This is a genomic window from Stieleria neptunia, from assembly GCF_007754155.1.
GTDB lineage: Bacteria > Planctomycetota > Planctomycetia > Pirellulales > Pirellulaceae > Stieleria > Stieleria neptunia.
In genome coordinates this window covers 3356616-3375533 of the sequence record NZ_CP037423.1, presented here as the reverse complement: position 1 = coordinate 3375533, position 18918 = coordinate 3356616, and the positions used below count along the sequence as shown (strand labels likewise).

Sequence of the window (18918 nt, the reverse complement as noted above, 5' to 3'; positions counted from 1 at the left end):
CACTCCCTGATGCGACAACACGGCAATTCAAACCACCGCCGCCGCGTCCCTTTCGGCCGCGCCAGGCCCCTACACTTGTGCTCGGCCCTCGCGAGCGACTGAACACTCCCTGCTGGATTTGAGCCGAATTTTTCGTCGGCGGCCCGGCGCCGACACCACTCGATGAAGCCCTCGTCGAGCCACCTTGTTTTATCATTTTTGATTTTTGGGATTCCCCGATGAGCTTTCGAAGCCTTGGTAACCGTGTCAGGAACCTCGCCGAGCGACGCCACGATCGGCATCGCGTGCAAAAGCGTCTTCAAACGCGCCGGAACCTCGTCCAGCAATTGGAAGACCGGCGTTTGCTGGCCGGCCCGGAACTGATCGCGATCCGCCCCGATTCGGGTGCCCTGCTCCGCGACGGCGACACGCTGAACGTCGCACCGAGCGAGTTCAATTTGCAGTTCCGCGCCGGTGCGGACATCAACGAAAGCACGATCACGACCGATTCGGTCAAGCTGGTTCGCAGCGGTGGCGATGGATCGTTCAGCGAGGGCAATGAAATCGACGTCGCGATGGGATACGTCGGTCTGGAGACCCCGGGCGATACCGATCCGACCAACCTGCAACGCATCGTCTTCCGGCCCTCGAGTTCGGCGTCCTTCAACTCGACCGACCCGGCCGCGGCGCTGCCCGATGACACCTACCAAATCCAGGTGTTCGGCTCCGGCGGCAGTGTGCTGACCAATTTGAACGGTGAAGCATTCAACGGCGGCGTCAACGAATTCACCACGTTCCGCCTGGATCGTGGTGCCCAGGTGGTCGCGGTTGTTCCCCAGCCGATCAGCTACAACCCGCTCTCGCAAGCCTCCGATGAAATCGTCGTCTACTTCGACGACCAACCGATGGATCCGACGCAGGTCATCGACCCCGCCTACTATCGGCTGGTCAACACGTCGGGCTCGATGACGTCGGCCGATGACTCGACCCTGCTTGCCGAAACCGTCACGTATGATTCGGACGCCAATCGGGTCACGTTGAAATTCGAGTCGGCGATTCCCGAAGGCAACTATCGGCTCGATATCGGTCAGTCCGGCGGCGACAACTCGACGCCCTCAACGGCGATCCGGGTGGGCAGTCTCAATTCCAGCAACGCGTTTGCCGAAAACGGCTTCCTCGGTGACGCCGGCGGCGTCAGCGACAACGCAGCGGACGTCGATCTCTACAGCCTGCAACTTTCCGCCGGGAGCACGCTGACGGTCACCGTCGCGCCCCAGGCCGCGGGGCTGAACACCCGGCTGCGCTTGCTCCAGTTCCCCGGCGGAACCGAAGTCGAACTCGATAGCGTCTCAGCCGGTCCCGACCTGGACAACGTGCTGAATTTCCCGGTCGGCGTCACCGGAGAGTATTTTGTCGAAATCACCAGTGCCGACGGCTCGACGGGGTCCTACCTGCTCAACGCCGCGGTGACCGCCAGCCCGATTGCGACCGACGACGACAACTCGACGTTTGACAGTGCCACCGACCTCGGCACGCTCGGATCGGCCGATCTGCGGATCACCTCCAATATCCGTCGGCAGTCGATCGCCATCCCGCCGCGGGCCGGCAGCGAAGACGAACCGGGACACCGCCAAATTCAACGTGAAGCCCACATCGGTGCCCAGGGCACGCAGCCGACGGTCCCCGCCGACATTCGCGTGGTCAACTACTACTTCCCCGACACCCTCGGCGTCGACACCAACGGTGATCCCTACATCAACCTGATCACCGAAAAGGAAAAGCAGATCATCCGCGAGATCTTTGAGATCTACGCGCAGCTGTCGGGCTATGAATTCATCGAATCCCCGGTCACCGTCCCCTTCGGCGATCAGCTGATGATCGGTAAAGGCGACTTCCGTGCGGTCAGTCCAGGACTCGGTCCCAACGACGGCGTGGCGGGGTTGGCCAGCGGCAGCTTCGCGCTGGCAAACGGAGCCATCTACGATCAAGCCAACCGATTCTTCGGCGACGGCTACACCGATGTGATGTTCCACGAGATCGGCCACTCCCTGGGTCTGGGACACTCCTATGACATCCCGTCCAACATGGGCAGCGGTGTGCCCAACGATGTGTTGCCCGGCGATCATGATATCGTGCACCTGCAACGAATCGTGCCGCCGAATTCGACCGACATCGACATGTACGGCTTCACGCTGGCCCAGCCGGGACAGCTGCGCGCCGAGACGATCGCCGAGCGGCTGGGCACCCCCAGCTTGCTCAACACCGCGATGTCGCTGTACCAGGAAGTCGACGGACAATGGCAATTGATCGCCCGCAACGACCAGTATTTTGGCGCCGACTCGTTCCTGGAGTTGCAACTCGAAGCCGGCAACTACTCGATCGGCATCAGCAGCACCGGTAACACCGACTACGACCCGAACGTCCCCGATTCCGGATTCGGCGGCACCACCGATGGTGCGTATGACCTGCAACTGTCCTTCCAAGCCGACCAGGACGGCGCGCTGCTCGACGCCGACGGCACGGCCTTCGATGGCGACGCCGACGGCACCCCCGGCGGCGTGTACTCGTTCTGGTTCCAATCCAACGATCCGGACACGACGATCTACGTCGGCAAACAGAACAACACGACGCCCGGACCGGAAGGCGACGGGCGGTTGTCCACCCCGTTTGACACGGCCCAAGTCGCACTGCAGCAGGCGGGCAACCGCATCGTCGTCCCGCTCGACGGAGCCGATTCGATCAACGAGGGCGAACGTTTCGTCATCGACGACGGCAACAACGTGGTGACGTTCCGCTTCGGCACGTTGGGAACCGATCCGGTCAACATCAGCGCCGCCAACACCGCGGCCGATGTCGCCAACGCCATCGAAGCGGCGATCAACAACGCCAAAACGGCCGGGCGTCTGAACGCATCGGTCAACGTCAGTGTGTCGACGCGGATCGTCCAGTTCTCGGGCATCAACAACCTGAATATCGCGGGTTCGCCCACGTTGATCGCGACCCCCAATACGGTGCGGATGCTGGCCAACGGCGGGGACGATCTAGACATCGCGACGGCCTTGGACAACCGCCCCTACCTGATCGGGCAAGACACCTCCGGAAACACGCTCGATGATGGAGCGGAATTCCTGGTGCCGCAGGGCGTCAACGTGATGATCGAAGCCGGCGCCCTGTTCAAAATGCGCCGCTCGAACCTCGACGCCGGGACGTCCTCGGGCAACCTGGACCGCAGCAACGCGTCGATTCAGGTCCTGGGAACTCCCGAGCAATCGGTCCTGTTCCGTTCCTATCACAATGACTCCGTCGGCGGCGATTCCGACGGCGTCGGCCCGGGCACCTCCGCCGGCGACTTCGGCGGGATCGTGTTCCGCGGCGATTCCGATTTGGATGCCAATGGCATTTATCTGAACTATGTCAATCACGCCGACATCGACAACGGTGGTGGCAACGTGTTTGTCGACGCCAACGAGTTGCCGTTCGCACCGATCTATGTGACCGACTCGCGACCGACGATTTCGTTCAACCGTATCACCAATGCCAACAGCCCGGCGATCTCGGCCAGCCCCGATGCGTTTGACGACTCCAATGACCGGATCGGACCGGACATCCGTGGCAACTTCCTCGCCGACAATGCGGTCAACGGTCTGTTCGTCCGTGTCAAGACGTCACTCGGATCAACGATCGACAAATTGACCGTCTCGGGTCGTTTTAATGACACCGACATTCCACACGTGTTGAGCGAAAACCTGATCATTTCCGGCGCCGCGGGCGGTCCGGTCTTGACCCCCGCCGGCCAACTGGTCGCGCGTGCGGCCGGTCGCCTGGTCGTCGACCCCGGCGTGGTCGTCAAACTGGACCAATCGCGGATCGAAGTCGAACGCGGTGCCGGCGCGTTGATCGCCGAAGGCACGTTGAATCGCCCGGTGATCTTTACCTCCATCGCCGATGATCGTTACGGCGGAAGCGGGACCTTTGACTCCGATCCGACCAGCAGCAGCTCTCCCGCACCCGGCGATTGGGGCGGTTTGTACTTCGGCCAATCGACCTCCGGCAGCATCGACAACGCATTGATCGCCTACGGCGGTGGCTCGACGCCGATCGAAGGCGGCGCCGTCCCCTTCAACGCGGTCGAAATCCATCAAGCGGAGGTCCGGATCGCCAACAGCACGCTGCAGTCCAACGCCGGTGGCGGCGGCGGCGGAACGCGAAACGGACGCGGCGGGCACAGCGATGCCGCGATTTACGTCCGCGGGGCGCAACCGATCATCGTCGACAACACGATCATCGACAACGACGGGCCGGCGATCAACATCAACGCCAATTCGATGCTCTCGGTCACTCAGCGTGACTCGGGACGCTCGACCGGTCGGATCGATCGCTACTCCCAGTTCGATGACAACCGAGGCCCGTTGGTGCGGCTGAACGAACTGGACGGTAACTCGATCAACGGGATGCAGGTCCGCGGCGAACTGCTGACGACCGAGACCTACTGGGAAGACACCGACATGGTCCACGTGATCGCCGGCGAAGTCGTCGTCGGCAATCACCACACCTACAGCGGATTGACGCTGCAAAGTAGCAATTCCGAAAGCCTGGTCATCAAAGCGACCAACGGCTCGGCCGGTTTCACCGCCACCGGAAGCCCGCAGGAGATCATCGATCGCATCGGCGGCACCATCCATGTGCTGGGAACCCCCGGACACCCGGTGGTGCTGACCTCGCTCGCGGACGACTCGGTCGGCGCCGGGTTCACGCCCAACGGTGCGCTCAACAGCAACACCAACAACTCGGCCAATCCCACGACCGGGTCGGCCGGCCAGTGGCGCGGATTGCTGTTCGATGAATTCAGCAACGACCGTAACGTGGCGATCGTCCGCGAAGCAGAAAACCCGTTGACCAACGGCCGGGACGTCAACAGCAACGTCGTCGTCGCACAAAACCTGGGCGTGATCGCACCGGACCAGAAAAGCGGCGACGAAAATCGTCGGCTCGGTTTTGTGGTCAAGGGCTACATCAGCCCGACCAGCCCGGACGACGTTGACGTCTACAGCTTCAACGGAACCGCAGGGACGGAAGTCTGGTTGGACATCGATCGCACCGACACCAACTTGGACGCCATCGTCGAAATCATCAACGCCTCCGGAACCGTGCTCGCACGCTCGGTCCTCTCCGGTGATGCCGATCCGGGCAACCTGAACGCTGACACGCTGATCAAAAATCCGTTGCTCGGCGGCGATCACTACACCCAGAATTTCCGCGACCCCGGTTTCCGCTACACCCTGCCCGGAACCCCCGGCCAGACCGGCACCTATTTCGTCCGGGTCCGCAGCAATCCCGCGACGCTCGGTGACGTCACCCAGCTTCGCGGTGAAAGCCGAGGCGAGTACCAGTTGCAAATCCGGCTCGACCAAGTCCAGGAATTCCCGGGTTCGACGGTCCGTTACGCCGACATCCGATTTGCCGAAACGGGAATCGATGTGCGCGGATTGCCCGCCCACAGCCCGCTGATCGGTGAAGCCGGCGAAACCAATGCCGCGAACCAGACCTTCGATCAGGCCCAGCAGCTGGTCAACCTGTTGGAAACCGATCTCGCTGCACTGGGCATCTCCGGAAACATCTCCAGCGAGACCGACGCCGATTGGTACCGCTTCGATTTGGAACAAACCGGCGTCCAAGTGATTCCCGGCGTCAACGACAGCGCCGGCACAATCGCCGTGGTGCTGGATTTGGATTATGCCGACAAAGCGGTCCGCGCCGACACCACCGTTGCGGTCTTCAACGAAGACGGCGATCTGGTCTTCATCGGGCGAGAGTCCAACGTCGAAGACGATCGCAACGCCTCGGCCGACGGCAGCATCGACGATCTGAGCCGTGGATCCTTGGGGACCAAAGACGCTTACATCGGCCCGATTCACCTGACACCCGGCGGCGAATTTTATGTCGCCGTGATGAGCGATCGACTGTTGCCGACCGCGCTGACCGGCGTCTTCCAAGCCAATCCGGCCAACCAGGGCAACGGCCTGGTCCGGCTCGAACCGGTCAACTCGGTTTCCCGCATCGTCGAGGACCACCTCGGATTCCAAGGCTACTCCTCGCGCGGAATCGACATCCTGCCGGAGACCCCACAGGGGTTGTTCGACATCAACACGCTCTCCGGCGTCGGCATGAACGTCAAACCGTTCACGCTTCAAGACGTCGCGCTCTACGTCGCAACCGACGAACCGGAAAACGACAACAGCAATCGCAACAGCGATCACCTCTACACCGTCGATCCGTTCCAAAGCTCGCGTTGGTTGACGCGGGTCACCGATGGCGGTGGGATCAACGGCGGCGTCAATGACGTTCAAGACGTGGTGATTCGAACCGACGGCCGCATGTACGGCTATCAACGGCTCAACAACAACGCGTCCAGCGTCGGTGCGTTGGTCAACATCGATCCGGAAACCGGCGACATCACGCAGGTCGGCGTCGACAACATCAACGGCCAGACGCCAACGCCGAACACGTCGTCGTATTCCAACCAGATCCAGGACAACATTTCGCGGGTCCGCCGCGCCGACCAGTTCACGACGTCTGACGAAGTCGATGCGCTGACGTTCCGACGTGTCGGAACGACCGGCCCCGCCGCGGCTCCGACACCGATTTACGACGTGTACTATGCCGTCCGTGAATCGGACAACTCGTCCAAGTTGTATCTGGCGACCGAGGACGGTGACGCAACCTTGACCTTCAATGCCCGAAACACCTACGGGGTCAAGGGCGACATTCAACCGGCCGATGTCGCCTACCAGACGTACAGTCTGACCGTTCGCGGCACGCCTCCGGCCAACGGTGCGACTCCCCAGACCACGATCCGGATCAAGTCCAAGATCGCCGGACTGGCCGGCGCGTTCGATCTGGTCATCAACCCGAATCGCCCCAACAACACCAACGCCGTCGTCAACGTCGCCGGAAACACCATCACGTTGACACTGGGCGGCACCGGCGGGCCCCCGATCACCGGCGCGCCGACCGCCCAGGCGATCGTCGATGAGATCAACAACGACCCGGTCGCCAGCCAACTGATCACCGCCGTGATCTACAGCGGCAACGCGGACAACCGTGGCAACGGTGCGCCGGGAACACCGGCCATCACCTCCTCCGCCGTCTTGACGACCGCGGCCAGTGACGGCGCCGACGGCCCGCTGGTCGGACGCGTCACCGGTTTGTCGTTTGCCAACTTCTTCGGCACCGGCAACCTGTACGGGGTCACCGACGCCGGCGAGTTCTTGGAGATCAATCCCTCCACCGGCGACGTCATCAATCGCGTCGATGCGACCAACGCGATCGGCGTACCGAATCTGGAATTCCAAGGACTCTCCCTCGGCCCGCAAAACGTCGAAGACGGTGCCTACAAGAACGCCCTGTTCGCCGTCACCGCCGACGGCCAGCTCGTCGCCTTTGACACCTCCGGAAACGGATTCGTGGCCTTCGAATCCGGCGGCGCGGCGCAGTTGCTGACCACCGGTGCCGGACCAGACGGCGGCTTCTTTACCCTGACCACTGATGCCGGCTTGTTCGGACGCCAAACCACCGATCCGATCGCGTCGGATGCCCCGTCGTACCTGAGTGTGAACGAAACGCAGACCATCAACACGACCGGGTCCGGAACCGGCGGGACGTTCACGTTGTCGATGGTGGTCGACCAAGGCGCCATCACCAGTCCGGCGTTTGACATCGACGCCACGCAAACGTTGATCACGGTCCAAGACGCGTCCGATTTCCCGGCCACCCCGTTCAATATCCAAATCGGCAGCGAACAGATGCGCGTCGATTCGGCCACGGGCAATGCATGGACGGTGACCCGCGGGATCAACGGAACGTTTGCGACGGCGCACGCCGATACCGCGACGGTGTTCGAAAAAGTGACGTCGGTGACGACCAGTTCCCTGTCGCTCCCCACCAGTGATTTCCTGTCGGCTGCTATCAACGACACGACGTTGACGATTCCCGTCTTTGACGCGAGTGCGTTTCCGGCAGTGCCGTTTACGATTCGCATCCAAGACGAGGAGATGCAAGTCAACTTCGTCGACACGATCGCCAACGAGCTGACCGTGGACCAGCGGGGCGACAACGGAACCGCGGCCGCACACCACACCAACTTCAGAAGCGTCGAGATCGTCTCGGACACGTTGACCGTTCTCGATGCGACACCGTTCCCTTCATCCGGTGGGTTCAACATTCGAATCGGTAACGAAGACTTGCGAGTGACGGGTGTTGTCCCGAACCCGGGTGATGCCGGCGCCGAGTTCTCGGTGATTCGTGGCGCCAACGGAACGTCGCCGGCTAATCACGCCTTCGGTTCCGACGTGGCTCGCGTCGATACCACGGTGCCGATTCCCTACAACGCACCGAATTTCCAGATTCGCTCGGCGATCGCCGCACTGCCCTTCGTCGGTGGGCTGGGCAACGTGGATGTCACCGGCGGACCACTGAACGGTCTGGCGGTTTCCAACTCGGTCAGCATCGAGTTCATCGGCGCACTGGCGGCCAAGGACCTGCCTCTGCTGACCTCGGACGATACCGGATTGGTCGGCGACGAGATTCAGCAAATCTCACTCGACCCCGATATCAACGACGGCGATTTCGAGCTGAGCTTCCTCGGCGCGACGACCTTACCGTTGGATTGGGACGCATCGGCGAGCGACGTCGAATTGGCGTTGGAGAACCTGGCGACGATCGGCCCCGGCAACGTGATCGTGACCGGAACGACGCTCGATGCCGGACCGCTGAGCATTCGGTTCACCGGCGATCTGCAGGACAGCAATGTTCCGCTGATCACGGTACCGGCGGCCACGGAGAATCTGCTGCAAAACGAGATTCAGCAGTTCAACGTCACCGGTGGCCCCAACGGCGGGACCTTTACGCTCGATTTCGACGACGGCACCAACGTGGTGCCATCGGCTCCGATCAATTGGGATGACGCCGTGGGTGCGGTCGCGACCGCCTTGAACTCCATTCCGGCGCTCACCGGCAACATCATCGTCACGGGCACCGGCCCCCTTCCCGGCGGCACGATCACCATCGAATTCACGGGAACCCTGGCGAGCACCGATGTCGCTCAGTTCACGTTCAACAATGCATTGACCGGCGGCACGGCGCCCACGATTGCCGTGACGACGGTCCAGACGACCAACGCACCGGCGCCGTCGATCGTCGAGACGCGTGCGGGGATCAATGTCGACGCGCCGGTCGCCGCCGGAACCGATGGCATCTTGAGCGTCCGTGACGCGCTGGTCGGTCTGCCAAACTTCAATCCGGCCGACGTCATGGCCGCCGGCGTCTTGAATCCCCCTGGAAACGGCGTGCTGTTGAACTTTGTCGGCCAGTACGCCGGCATCGATCTGGCACTCCTGGAAATCGACAACTCGCTGAACCTGCCCTCGACGTTCGCCGACATCACCGAGCAGGCCGCCGTCGGCTCCGGAGTCGCCGGCAGCTTCATCATGGACGTTTCCGGGCTCAACGGATTTGGCGCCGATGCGATCGGATTGGCGTTCTCGCCGCTGGACTTCAATCTCTGGCACCCGACCTCGCTCCGCGGCACCGACGCCGGCCACGGGATCAACGAGGCCGAAGACGACACGCGGGTTCCCGATGAGACCAGCGAGGCCTACGACACCCCCGGTAGCTTCCGCAACTTTGACCAAGACGAAGGCGGCGTGAGCTACCAGTTCGGCCTGGAGCAATGGGTCCTGAACCAGAACTCCGACTCCGAGCACTACCTGCAATACCTGCCCGGCGTGAACGCCCAGTACGGCATTTTGACGACCGAATTCCACGCCGACTTGAGCAGCAACCCGGCCATCGTCGGTGACGTTGGCAACGGCGTCCAGGGTTCGTACAACCTGCCCGGCGGGGGTTACGGAACCTTGGAAACCGGCGCGTTCGATTTGGACGGGTCGGTTCCGGCCGATCGCCCGACGCTGTACTTTAGCTACTTCCTGGAAACCGAGGGTCATGACGGCTCGGACCTGGATTCCGATGACGAGGATCCGTTCCGCGACAGCGCCCGCGTCTTCATCTCGGCCGACGGCGGTGCGACGTGGGATCTGGTGGCATCGAACAACTCGCAACTCAGTGACCCCGATCCGACCGATTTCGGCGGAACCGCTGAGCTGCCCGGATTCCTCTCGCACCTGTCCGACGCCGGGCTCAATAGCCTGACGCCGCGGCAACAAAGCCAGCAGATCGTTCAGGAGTTGTTTGATAATACCGGCCAGTGGCGACAAGCCCGCGTGGACTTGTCCCAATACGCCGGCCTTTCCGGATTGAAACTGCGGCTCGACTTTAGCTCGGCCGGTTCAGTCAACGACGCCACGCTCGGCCGCATCGACAACGAATACAATCCCTTGGCCGCGACCGATAACGCTCCGTTCGGCGAATACGTCAGCACGACGAACAACGCACGGTCGATCCGATCGCTGGACAACCAACACCAAGGGTTCTTCGTCGACGACTTCATCATCGGGTACGCCGAACGCGGTGAAATGGTCACCGGCACCAATGGCGATTCAGGGCTGACGAACCTGTACGCCGGGACCAGCCGGACCCGTGATTTGGATCCGGAACAGTTCCCCGATATTGTCAACGGACCGTATCAATTGGAAATTCGCCGGACCGACGAACACGTCGTGCTGACCCCGCTCGGCCCGGTCGTCGGTGCGATCTTCGACACCAATGACCGGCACGTGGATGAAGCGAGCGAGACGGCGTTCCTGCCCTTCGAACCGGCGACGTTTGTCCCCAGCTTGGTCCCCGAAGACACCTCGGTGCTGGGCGGATTCACCGCGTCGGAAATCGAGCCATGGTCGGTCACCGCCACCAATCCGAGCACCGGCACAAACAGCCTGGAATCCGGTCCGGTCGGAACCAATCGCGTTTCAATCTTCGAAGTCACGCGCGCCGAACTGGGATCACTTTCAGACACCGCCGGCGTGATCCGTTTCTCCTACGACGTCAATTCCGCGCTCGAAACACACGGTTTGCGGTTCTTGATCGATGGCGTTCCGCAGCGATTGGTCAACGATTCGGGTGAAGAACCGGTGGCGGACCCGACGCTGGCATCCGGCGTGACCGGTTACGTCACCGCCGAATTCACCTTCGGTTCGGGCAACCCGACCTTCGCGTGGGTGTATGACTTCACCGACACCGCGCCGCCCCAGGGCGACAACCGCGCCTTCATCGACAACGTGCAACTGCTGCAGGGCGGGACGGGGCTGTTGGCCGATCGCAACCGTGAACGAGCTCAGGGCAACCTGATTCTCGATTCGAATTTCATCAGCAACTCGTCCATCCTTGGTATCAACGTCGAGCCCGGAACGACGGAAGCCGGCAGCAGCGTCCCGCACCCCGGATCGACGATCAACTTCCCACAGTTGAACACTCAACGACTGGTGCCCGGCGTCGTGATTCAGAACAACGTAATCTCGGGTTCGTCCGGGATCCGTTTCGCCGGCGAGACCACCGCGGTCCCGCAGCGTCCCGTCCCCTTCGGTCGCCTGCTCAACAACACCTTGGTCGGTGACGGGCAAACGGGCACCGGGATCGAAATCGTGGGCCTGGCCAGTCCCACGTTGATGAACAACTTGATCACGGATTTCAATCAGGGCATCAACGACGGCGGCACCGGGACCGTCATCCGTTCGAACTTCTTCCAGAACAACGCCAACAACGGCAACACCGGCAGCGGCGCGCTGACCGCGCCCGCGACGGCGCCCTTGTTCTTGGATGCGGCGAACGGCAATTACTACCTGAACAGTACCTCCGCGGCCGTCGACAGTTCGCAGAACACCGAACAAGATCGCCAAAACTATCTGACCTTCAAAACGGAACTCGGCATCCCGGCGTCTCCGATCAACGCACCGCTGCGTGATGCGTTCGGTCAACTCCGCGTCGACCCCAATGCATCGGCATTGGGTGATCGTGGAGCGTTGGAAGACACCGATGTCGACGCGCCGTACGCGGTGATCCTGACCCCGGTCGACAACGATTCCGAAGGCAACGATCGGGATCCGAGCGACACCGTGGTCTGGGTGACCGATCCGCTGCTGGAGAACTTTACGATCTTCCTGGGCGACGGCCGCGATCCCAATTCGCCATTCGAAGGCACCGGCGTTGACGGATTGACCGTCGATGACCCGAACGACGACACGATTTCGGATCGGGCGATCGAGATCACCCAGAATGGGATCCCGCTGGTCCAAGGCGTCGACTACGTCGTCGGCTACAACGAACTCAGCGGCATCCTGCGTCTGACGCCGCTGTCGACGCTCTGGGAACCGTCCAGCGTGTACATCATCAACTTGGACAACTCGCTGATCGCCGACCGTGCGGGCAACCTGCTGCGTTCGAACCAACGCAGCGGAAACACCCGATTCACGATCATCATTCCCGATGTGGAAATCGATTTCGGTGACGCCCCGGACACCTATCGCACGCTGCTGGCCAGTGACGGACCGCGGCACGTCATCGCCGAAAATGGCATGCCGATTCTCGGCGTCGCGATCGACGGCGACAACGATGGCAACCCGTCGGTCGGCGCCGTCGGCGACGACTTCACCGGAACCGGTGGCGACGACGATGGTCTGGCCGTCGGATCGTTCCAGGGTACCTTGGCGACGACCGCGGGGCTGATTCTGGCCGACGGCACCGTCTCGCCGACGACCGATTCGGCCGACGTGATCGCGTTCCTGGATCGCAACGATCGCGCCGGCGCCGTGCTGCCGATCACCGTCACCGGCAGCGGCAAATTGGACATCTGGGTCGACTTGAACATCGACGGCGACTTCTTGGACCAGGGTGAAAAACTGATCTCCGGACTGGACGTCGTCGATGGCGTCAACCAGGTCCGCGTCTTCACGCCGGCCACCGCCAAGACGGGCCTGACCTACGCCCGCATCCGGATTTCCGAAGCCGGCAGTTTCGATCCGTTCGGTTTGGCGATCGGCGGTGAAGTCGAGGATTACCAGGTCAGTATTGTCGATGTCGCCGAACCGTTGCCCGACCATGATGGTTACACGGTCGACGAAGACGACGTTCTGGTCGTCGATGGAACCACCGGCAGCCAACCGTCGTTGATGGACAACGACAGCCTGCCGGCCGACGAGTTCGTCCACAGCCTAGTCGTCATCGACGCGCCGCTGAAAGCTGGCACGACAGACACATACTTGACGACGTGGGGCGAAGTCCGCCTCGATGACGCATCATTGGGGCTGTTCACCTACACGCCGAATTCCGATTACCACGGATCGGATTCGTTCCGCTATCGCATCAGCAAACAGCGCAACGACGGTCCCGAAGCCGACGCCAATGGGGTGTTCGCCACCGTCAACATCGATGTCGCGCCGATCAACGACGCCCCGCTAGCCGTCGATGCGAACCTGGTCGCGTTGGAGTTCCAGCCCGGTCAATCGCCCGCCAATCAACCCCAGGAATTCCTTGCCTCGCAGTTGCTGGTCGGTGCGATCGCCGATGACGACATCATGATCCCCAGCTCTCCATGGGACGAATCCAATCAAATCGCCTCGCTGCGGGTGATTTCGGTCACCGTCGGCGGTGTCACGATCGACGCGAACAACCAGGCGGCCATCGGAACGACCCCGCAGTTCGGAACGATCTGGGCCGATTTCGCCACCGAAGCGGCGGACCCGAACGATCCGACCACCTTCGAGCGGACCTTCATCACCAAGATCTACTATCAAGGTGCCGACTACTTCAACAGCGACAACCTGCGGGCCGATAGCGACCCGCGAATCTTGGACATGTTCTCTTTCACCATCCAAGATGACGGCCGATCGCTGCTCAACGGCAATCCCGTCGCCGGTACACCGCGGACCGATGATGCCGATGCGAGCATTTTGGTCGCACCGCGCAACAGCGACCCGGTGTTGTCGTCCGACCTGGTCTCGATCACCAATGATCGCTTCAAAAACTTCTATCTGGACCAGAACCTACAGTTCCCGGTCCCAACCGAAGACAACCAGTTGATCATTCCCGCCGCATTCCTGCTGGCCAATGATGTTCCCGGTCCCGCTGTGACGATCGATCCCCTCGATCCTTTCGTCGCGGCCGATGAAGTCCTTGGCGTCAACGGCAACGACGGGGCACTGGAAATCATTTCCGTTTCGATGGATCCGCGATTCGGCACCGTTGAGATCGACGCCGCCTCGGGCGATGTCCTGTTCACACCGGCCGATGACATCTACGGTCAGGTCGAGTTCACCTATCAAGTTCAGGACATGGGCGTCGACGAGGAACTCGACGGAACCCGTAACGTGGTCCCGAGAATGGCCACGATCACCAGCACGATCTTTATCGAACCGGTCAATGATGCCCCGGTCGCCTACGATCGGGCGTTGGGCATGACCGAAGCGGTCGAACCCGCGGGGCCGAACCTGTTGACGTTCACCGCAACCGACCTGCTCGACGGTGTCAGCCCGATTACCGATTCGCCGATCACCACCACCGTGGATTCGATCACGCTGGTCGACGGCAATGCATTGGTCGACGGGCAAACGCTGGTGATCACCGACGCAAACGGACAACCGACGGTGGTCGAACTGAGCACCTCAGCGACCGCCTCGATCGGCACCGATTTGCTGCTGACCTACTCGGTGTCGGATCTGGCCGACGATCTGGCCACCAATCTCGCCACGCTGCTGGTCAACGCCGGACTGACGGGAACCGCTTCGGGCGCGACGGTCACGCTGACCGGAACCACGTCGATCGTCGTGACGGAATTGCCCGATGTTCCGGGTGATTTCGACGTGAATTTGGGAACACCTTATGACGAGAGCGAGCAAACGATTCGCATCGTGTCGTTCACCACGCCGGCCGGAAACGTGACGGTCGCCAGCGGCTTCACCGGAACCGAAACGTTGGCGACGCCCGAAGGCGGGCTGCTGACGTTGAACTTCGCCAATGGAGCCTTCACCGACGGGACGTACCAGCCGGCGGTCGACTACAACCGACTGTCACCGTTCCAACCATTTGACCAGTTCACCTACGGCATCGCCGATGACGGTCGCACGACGTTGCCGATCGCCCAGATCGTGGTCGGCTTGCCTGAAGAGACGAGCATTCAGGAAGCGACGGTCACGATCACCGTCGATCCGGCCAACGATTTCCCGTTCATCGAGAATGTCGATTCGGTCGATGTGCCGGAAGATCCGACCCCGGCCGAAGCGACGATCAACAACGTGTTCACCACCGTCCTGCCCGGACCACAGACCGCCGAAGACGAGTTGCAGGACCAGGGACGCCCCACGGTCGATCGTCTGACCGGCATCCAGGTGACCGATCCGCGCGGCGTGATGGCCGATCTGCCGATCGTCACCGCGACCGGCGGATTGACGGTGTTCCCCAACGCGGACTTGGTCGGCGAAGTGATCTACGTCTTCACGTTCACCGATGACCACCCGACGGATGCGAAATCGACCGACGTCACGGTGACCGTCAACGTTCGCCCGGTCAACGACCCGCCGCAGTTCAATCCGGACGTCACCGGCACCTCCGACAACAACGGTGCCGATGACCAGTACACGGTCGCCGAGGTGATTGATCCGAACACCAATCAGATCATTGACGGGACGATCACGTACACGTTGAAGGAGGACAACACGCAGGCCCTCGGAGACGTCGACACGCCGTTCTTCATTCCGCTTCGCCGTGATCCGGGCGTCAGCGGCTACAACCGCGTCGGCTTGCTGGACGTCTTCGTGGTCGGCCCTGACAATGAAGCCGACCCGAACATCGAGGGCGGCAATCAAACCCTGTCCCTGGACCAGATTCCGACCCGCACCGCTCTCGGCGGAACGTTGACCCTCGGCGTCGATTCGTTCGGCAATCCGGGTGTGTTCTACGACCCACCGGTCAACTACAACGCCAACATCGGTCCGGTCGACTCGTTCTCCTACACGGTGATCGACGACGGAACCACCCACGATGGCAGCGGTTTCACACCTAACCCGCGAACGGCCGCCAATCTCGTGCAGTTCGTCCTCAATCCGGTCAACGACCGGCCCCAATTCGAGGTCAACCTGTTGCCCGTCAACCTCGGTGACCCCAACAGCCCGTTGCGGAACATCGAAGTCATCGAAGACAGTGACCCGATCACGTTCGATAACTTTGCCTTTGACATCGAACCGGCTCCACCGTCGACGGCGTTTGACGAAGTCGATGTGATCAACGGCCAAACCGTCCAGTTCACCGTCTCACCGCTTTCGTTCGACGCGAGCATGTCTGGCGACTACTTCTCGACCTTCCCGCAAGTTTCGCCGACCGGAGTGTTGACGTTCCAGCCGGCAGCCGATGTGTTCGGCAGCTTTGACTTCGAGATCGTGCTGGTCGACGACGGAGCCGACGACCTGGCACGGGGCGATCTGAACAAATCGAATCCGGTCACCATCACCATCGATGTCTTGCCGGAGAATGATCCTCCGGTGGTCCGCACCGATGTCGACCCGCTGGAATTCTCGATCAACGAAGACGGAACGTTGGACATCTTCAACGTCGGCGTCGGCAACGACCGAGGCCTGTTGGATGTGTTTGCCGTGGGGCCGGCCAACGAGGGTCAAGATTTGACGCCGGGCGGCAATCAAACGCTGGAATTAAAGGAGCCGACGCCGCTGCAAACCGCGCGTGGTGGCTCGATCACTCAAATCCGTGACGGCGGTGGAGCGTTGATCGGTCTGCGTTACACGCCCCGTCCGAACTTCGTCGGCACCGACTCCTTTATCTACACGGTGACCGATGATGGGACGACGGTGGACTTCGGGACCGGCGGCGTCGAACGATTCGATCCCCAGATCGCAGCCAACTCGGTTTCGATCATCGTCAATCCGGTCAACAACACGCCGCAATACAGCGGACCGGTCAATGTGATTGTCGATGAGGATGCCGGTCCGGTGACGATCGACGACTGGGCCGTCAATGTCCTGCCCGGTCCGCGAACGGCGCTCGATGAACTCGCCAGCCAGGACGTGTTCTTTACCGTCACCCAGATCGCCGGCGATCCCAACCTGTTTGCTTCGGCACCGGTCGCGGTCGTCGACGGCGATGCGGACACCGCCCAGCTGCTGTTCGAGCCCGCCGGTGACGCCAACGGCATCGCCAGTTTCGAAGTCATCTTGACCGATGTCCCGACCGATGGAACTCCGGCCGCGTCCACCGCTCCGCGGACCTTCACGCTGCGGGTCAATGCGATCAACGATCGGCCGACCTTCGATCGTGCCGACAACCCGATCACCGTCAACGAGGACAGCGGGCCATATTCGCAACCGTGGGCGTCCAACATCAGTCCCGGACCGTCCGATGAGTCGTCGCAAACGGTTCGCTTTGAAGTCTCGACGCCGGTCGACTCGGAAGACTTGTTCCAACAATTGCCGGCTGTCAGCGATGACGGCATCTTGCGATTCATTCCGGCGGCCAACGCCAACGGCACCGTCGACTTGACGGTCACCGCGATCGACTCCCTGGGCGGAACAAGCGTTCAAGAACTGTTGCGGTTGGTGATCACGGCGGTCAATGATCGACCGGTTGCGGTGGCCGACAACGTGCCGGAGGGTGGCGAGGATGAGGTTAGCGAGGATGCGGTGCTGACCCTGTCCGTGGCTCGGTTGCTGGCCAACGACATCGACCCCGATATCAACAACCCCGGCGACACGCTGACGGTCGTCATGCCCGCCGAGAGCTTCTCGCTCAGCGGTGCCCGTGTGCTGTACGACCAGGCGACCGGAACGATCACCTACGACCCGTCGACCTCGATTGCCTTGCAGGCCTTGACCGAGGGCAGCACCGGTGTGGACGCCTTCAACTATCGCGTCGTTGATTCGGAGGGCTTGCAGAGCAACATCGTCTCGGTGGCGGTGACGGTCAGCGGTGTCAATGACGCGCCGATCGCTCTCCCGGATAACCCGACGCTCAATCCGGACGGACCGACTGTCATCGAGGTCTTGGCCAACGATTCGGACGTGGACGGCAGCTTGAATCCGGCCTCGATCGAAATCACCCTGCAACCGGCATTCGGTTCGTTGTCGATCAGCAACGATGGCGTCATCACCTTCACCGCGTTCCAAAGCTTCGCGTTGGAAGACGTGTTCCGCTATCGCGTGGCCGACAATGACGGCCAGTTCAGTGCCGAAGCCTTGGTGACCATCTCGGCCAATGCCGCACCGATCGCCCGCGACGACCAGGCGGGAACGTTCGTCAATGAAACGTTCGCGATCAACGTGGCCGCCAATGACCAAGATCCCGATGCCGCGGCCGGGGCGCCCAATCGCGGACTCGACCTGACCTCGATTCAAATCGTGACCAGTCCGTTGAGCGGCGACGTCGTGCCGCTCGGCGACGGGACCATTCGCTACATCCCCGCCGATGGATTCATCGGAATCGATTCCTTCACCTACACGATCGCCGATACCTCCGGACGGGTCAGTAGCCCCGGTACGGTACAGGTGCAAGTGGTCGGAAGCCGATTGCAGAACCCCGACCTGAACCCCGACGTGAACGACGACGGTAATATTACGCCGATCGACGCCCTGTTGGTGATCAACCGAATCGCTCGAGGTACGACGGGCAGCATCCCGGTTGAGGACGACGATTTCGGCCCTCCTTACTATGACGTCAACGGCGACAAAGTGATCACGCCGCTGGATGCCCTGGAGGTGATCAACGAATTACAGCGTCGCCAATCGGTCGGCGGTCAAGGTGAACAGGTCGAAGGCGAGCAAGTCGGATTCATCGACAATTCCGATGACGCGCCCGCCGCACTCGTCAGTGACGTGATCGACCTGATCGCATTGGACGACGACGACGACGAGGACGATCGGCTCAATGCCCTCGACGCCGCCTTCGGTGATCTGATCTAAAGTGGGATAGGCTTCCAGCCTGTCATGGCGA

The 18918-nt window shown here is 61.8% G+C and carries 1 protein-coding gene; it reads left to right on the top strand.

Annotation, left to right across the window (positions count from 1 at the left end; translation table 11 throughout):
- Positions 1 to 218 precede the first annotated feature (218 nt).
- Positions 219 to 18887, top strand: coding sequence for a tandem-95 repeat protein (locus Enr13x_RS11790; protein WP_145386235.1), 18669 nt, complete (start codon positions 219 to 221; stop codon positions 18885 to 18887).
- Positions 18888 to 18918: the final 31 nt, after the last annotated feature.

Coding starts and splice junctions, on each gene's coding strand:
- Enr13x_RS11790 (WP_145386235.1), top strand. CDS start 219: ATGAGCTTTCGAAGCCTTGGTAACCGTGTCAGGAACCTCGCCGAGCGA.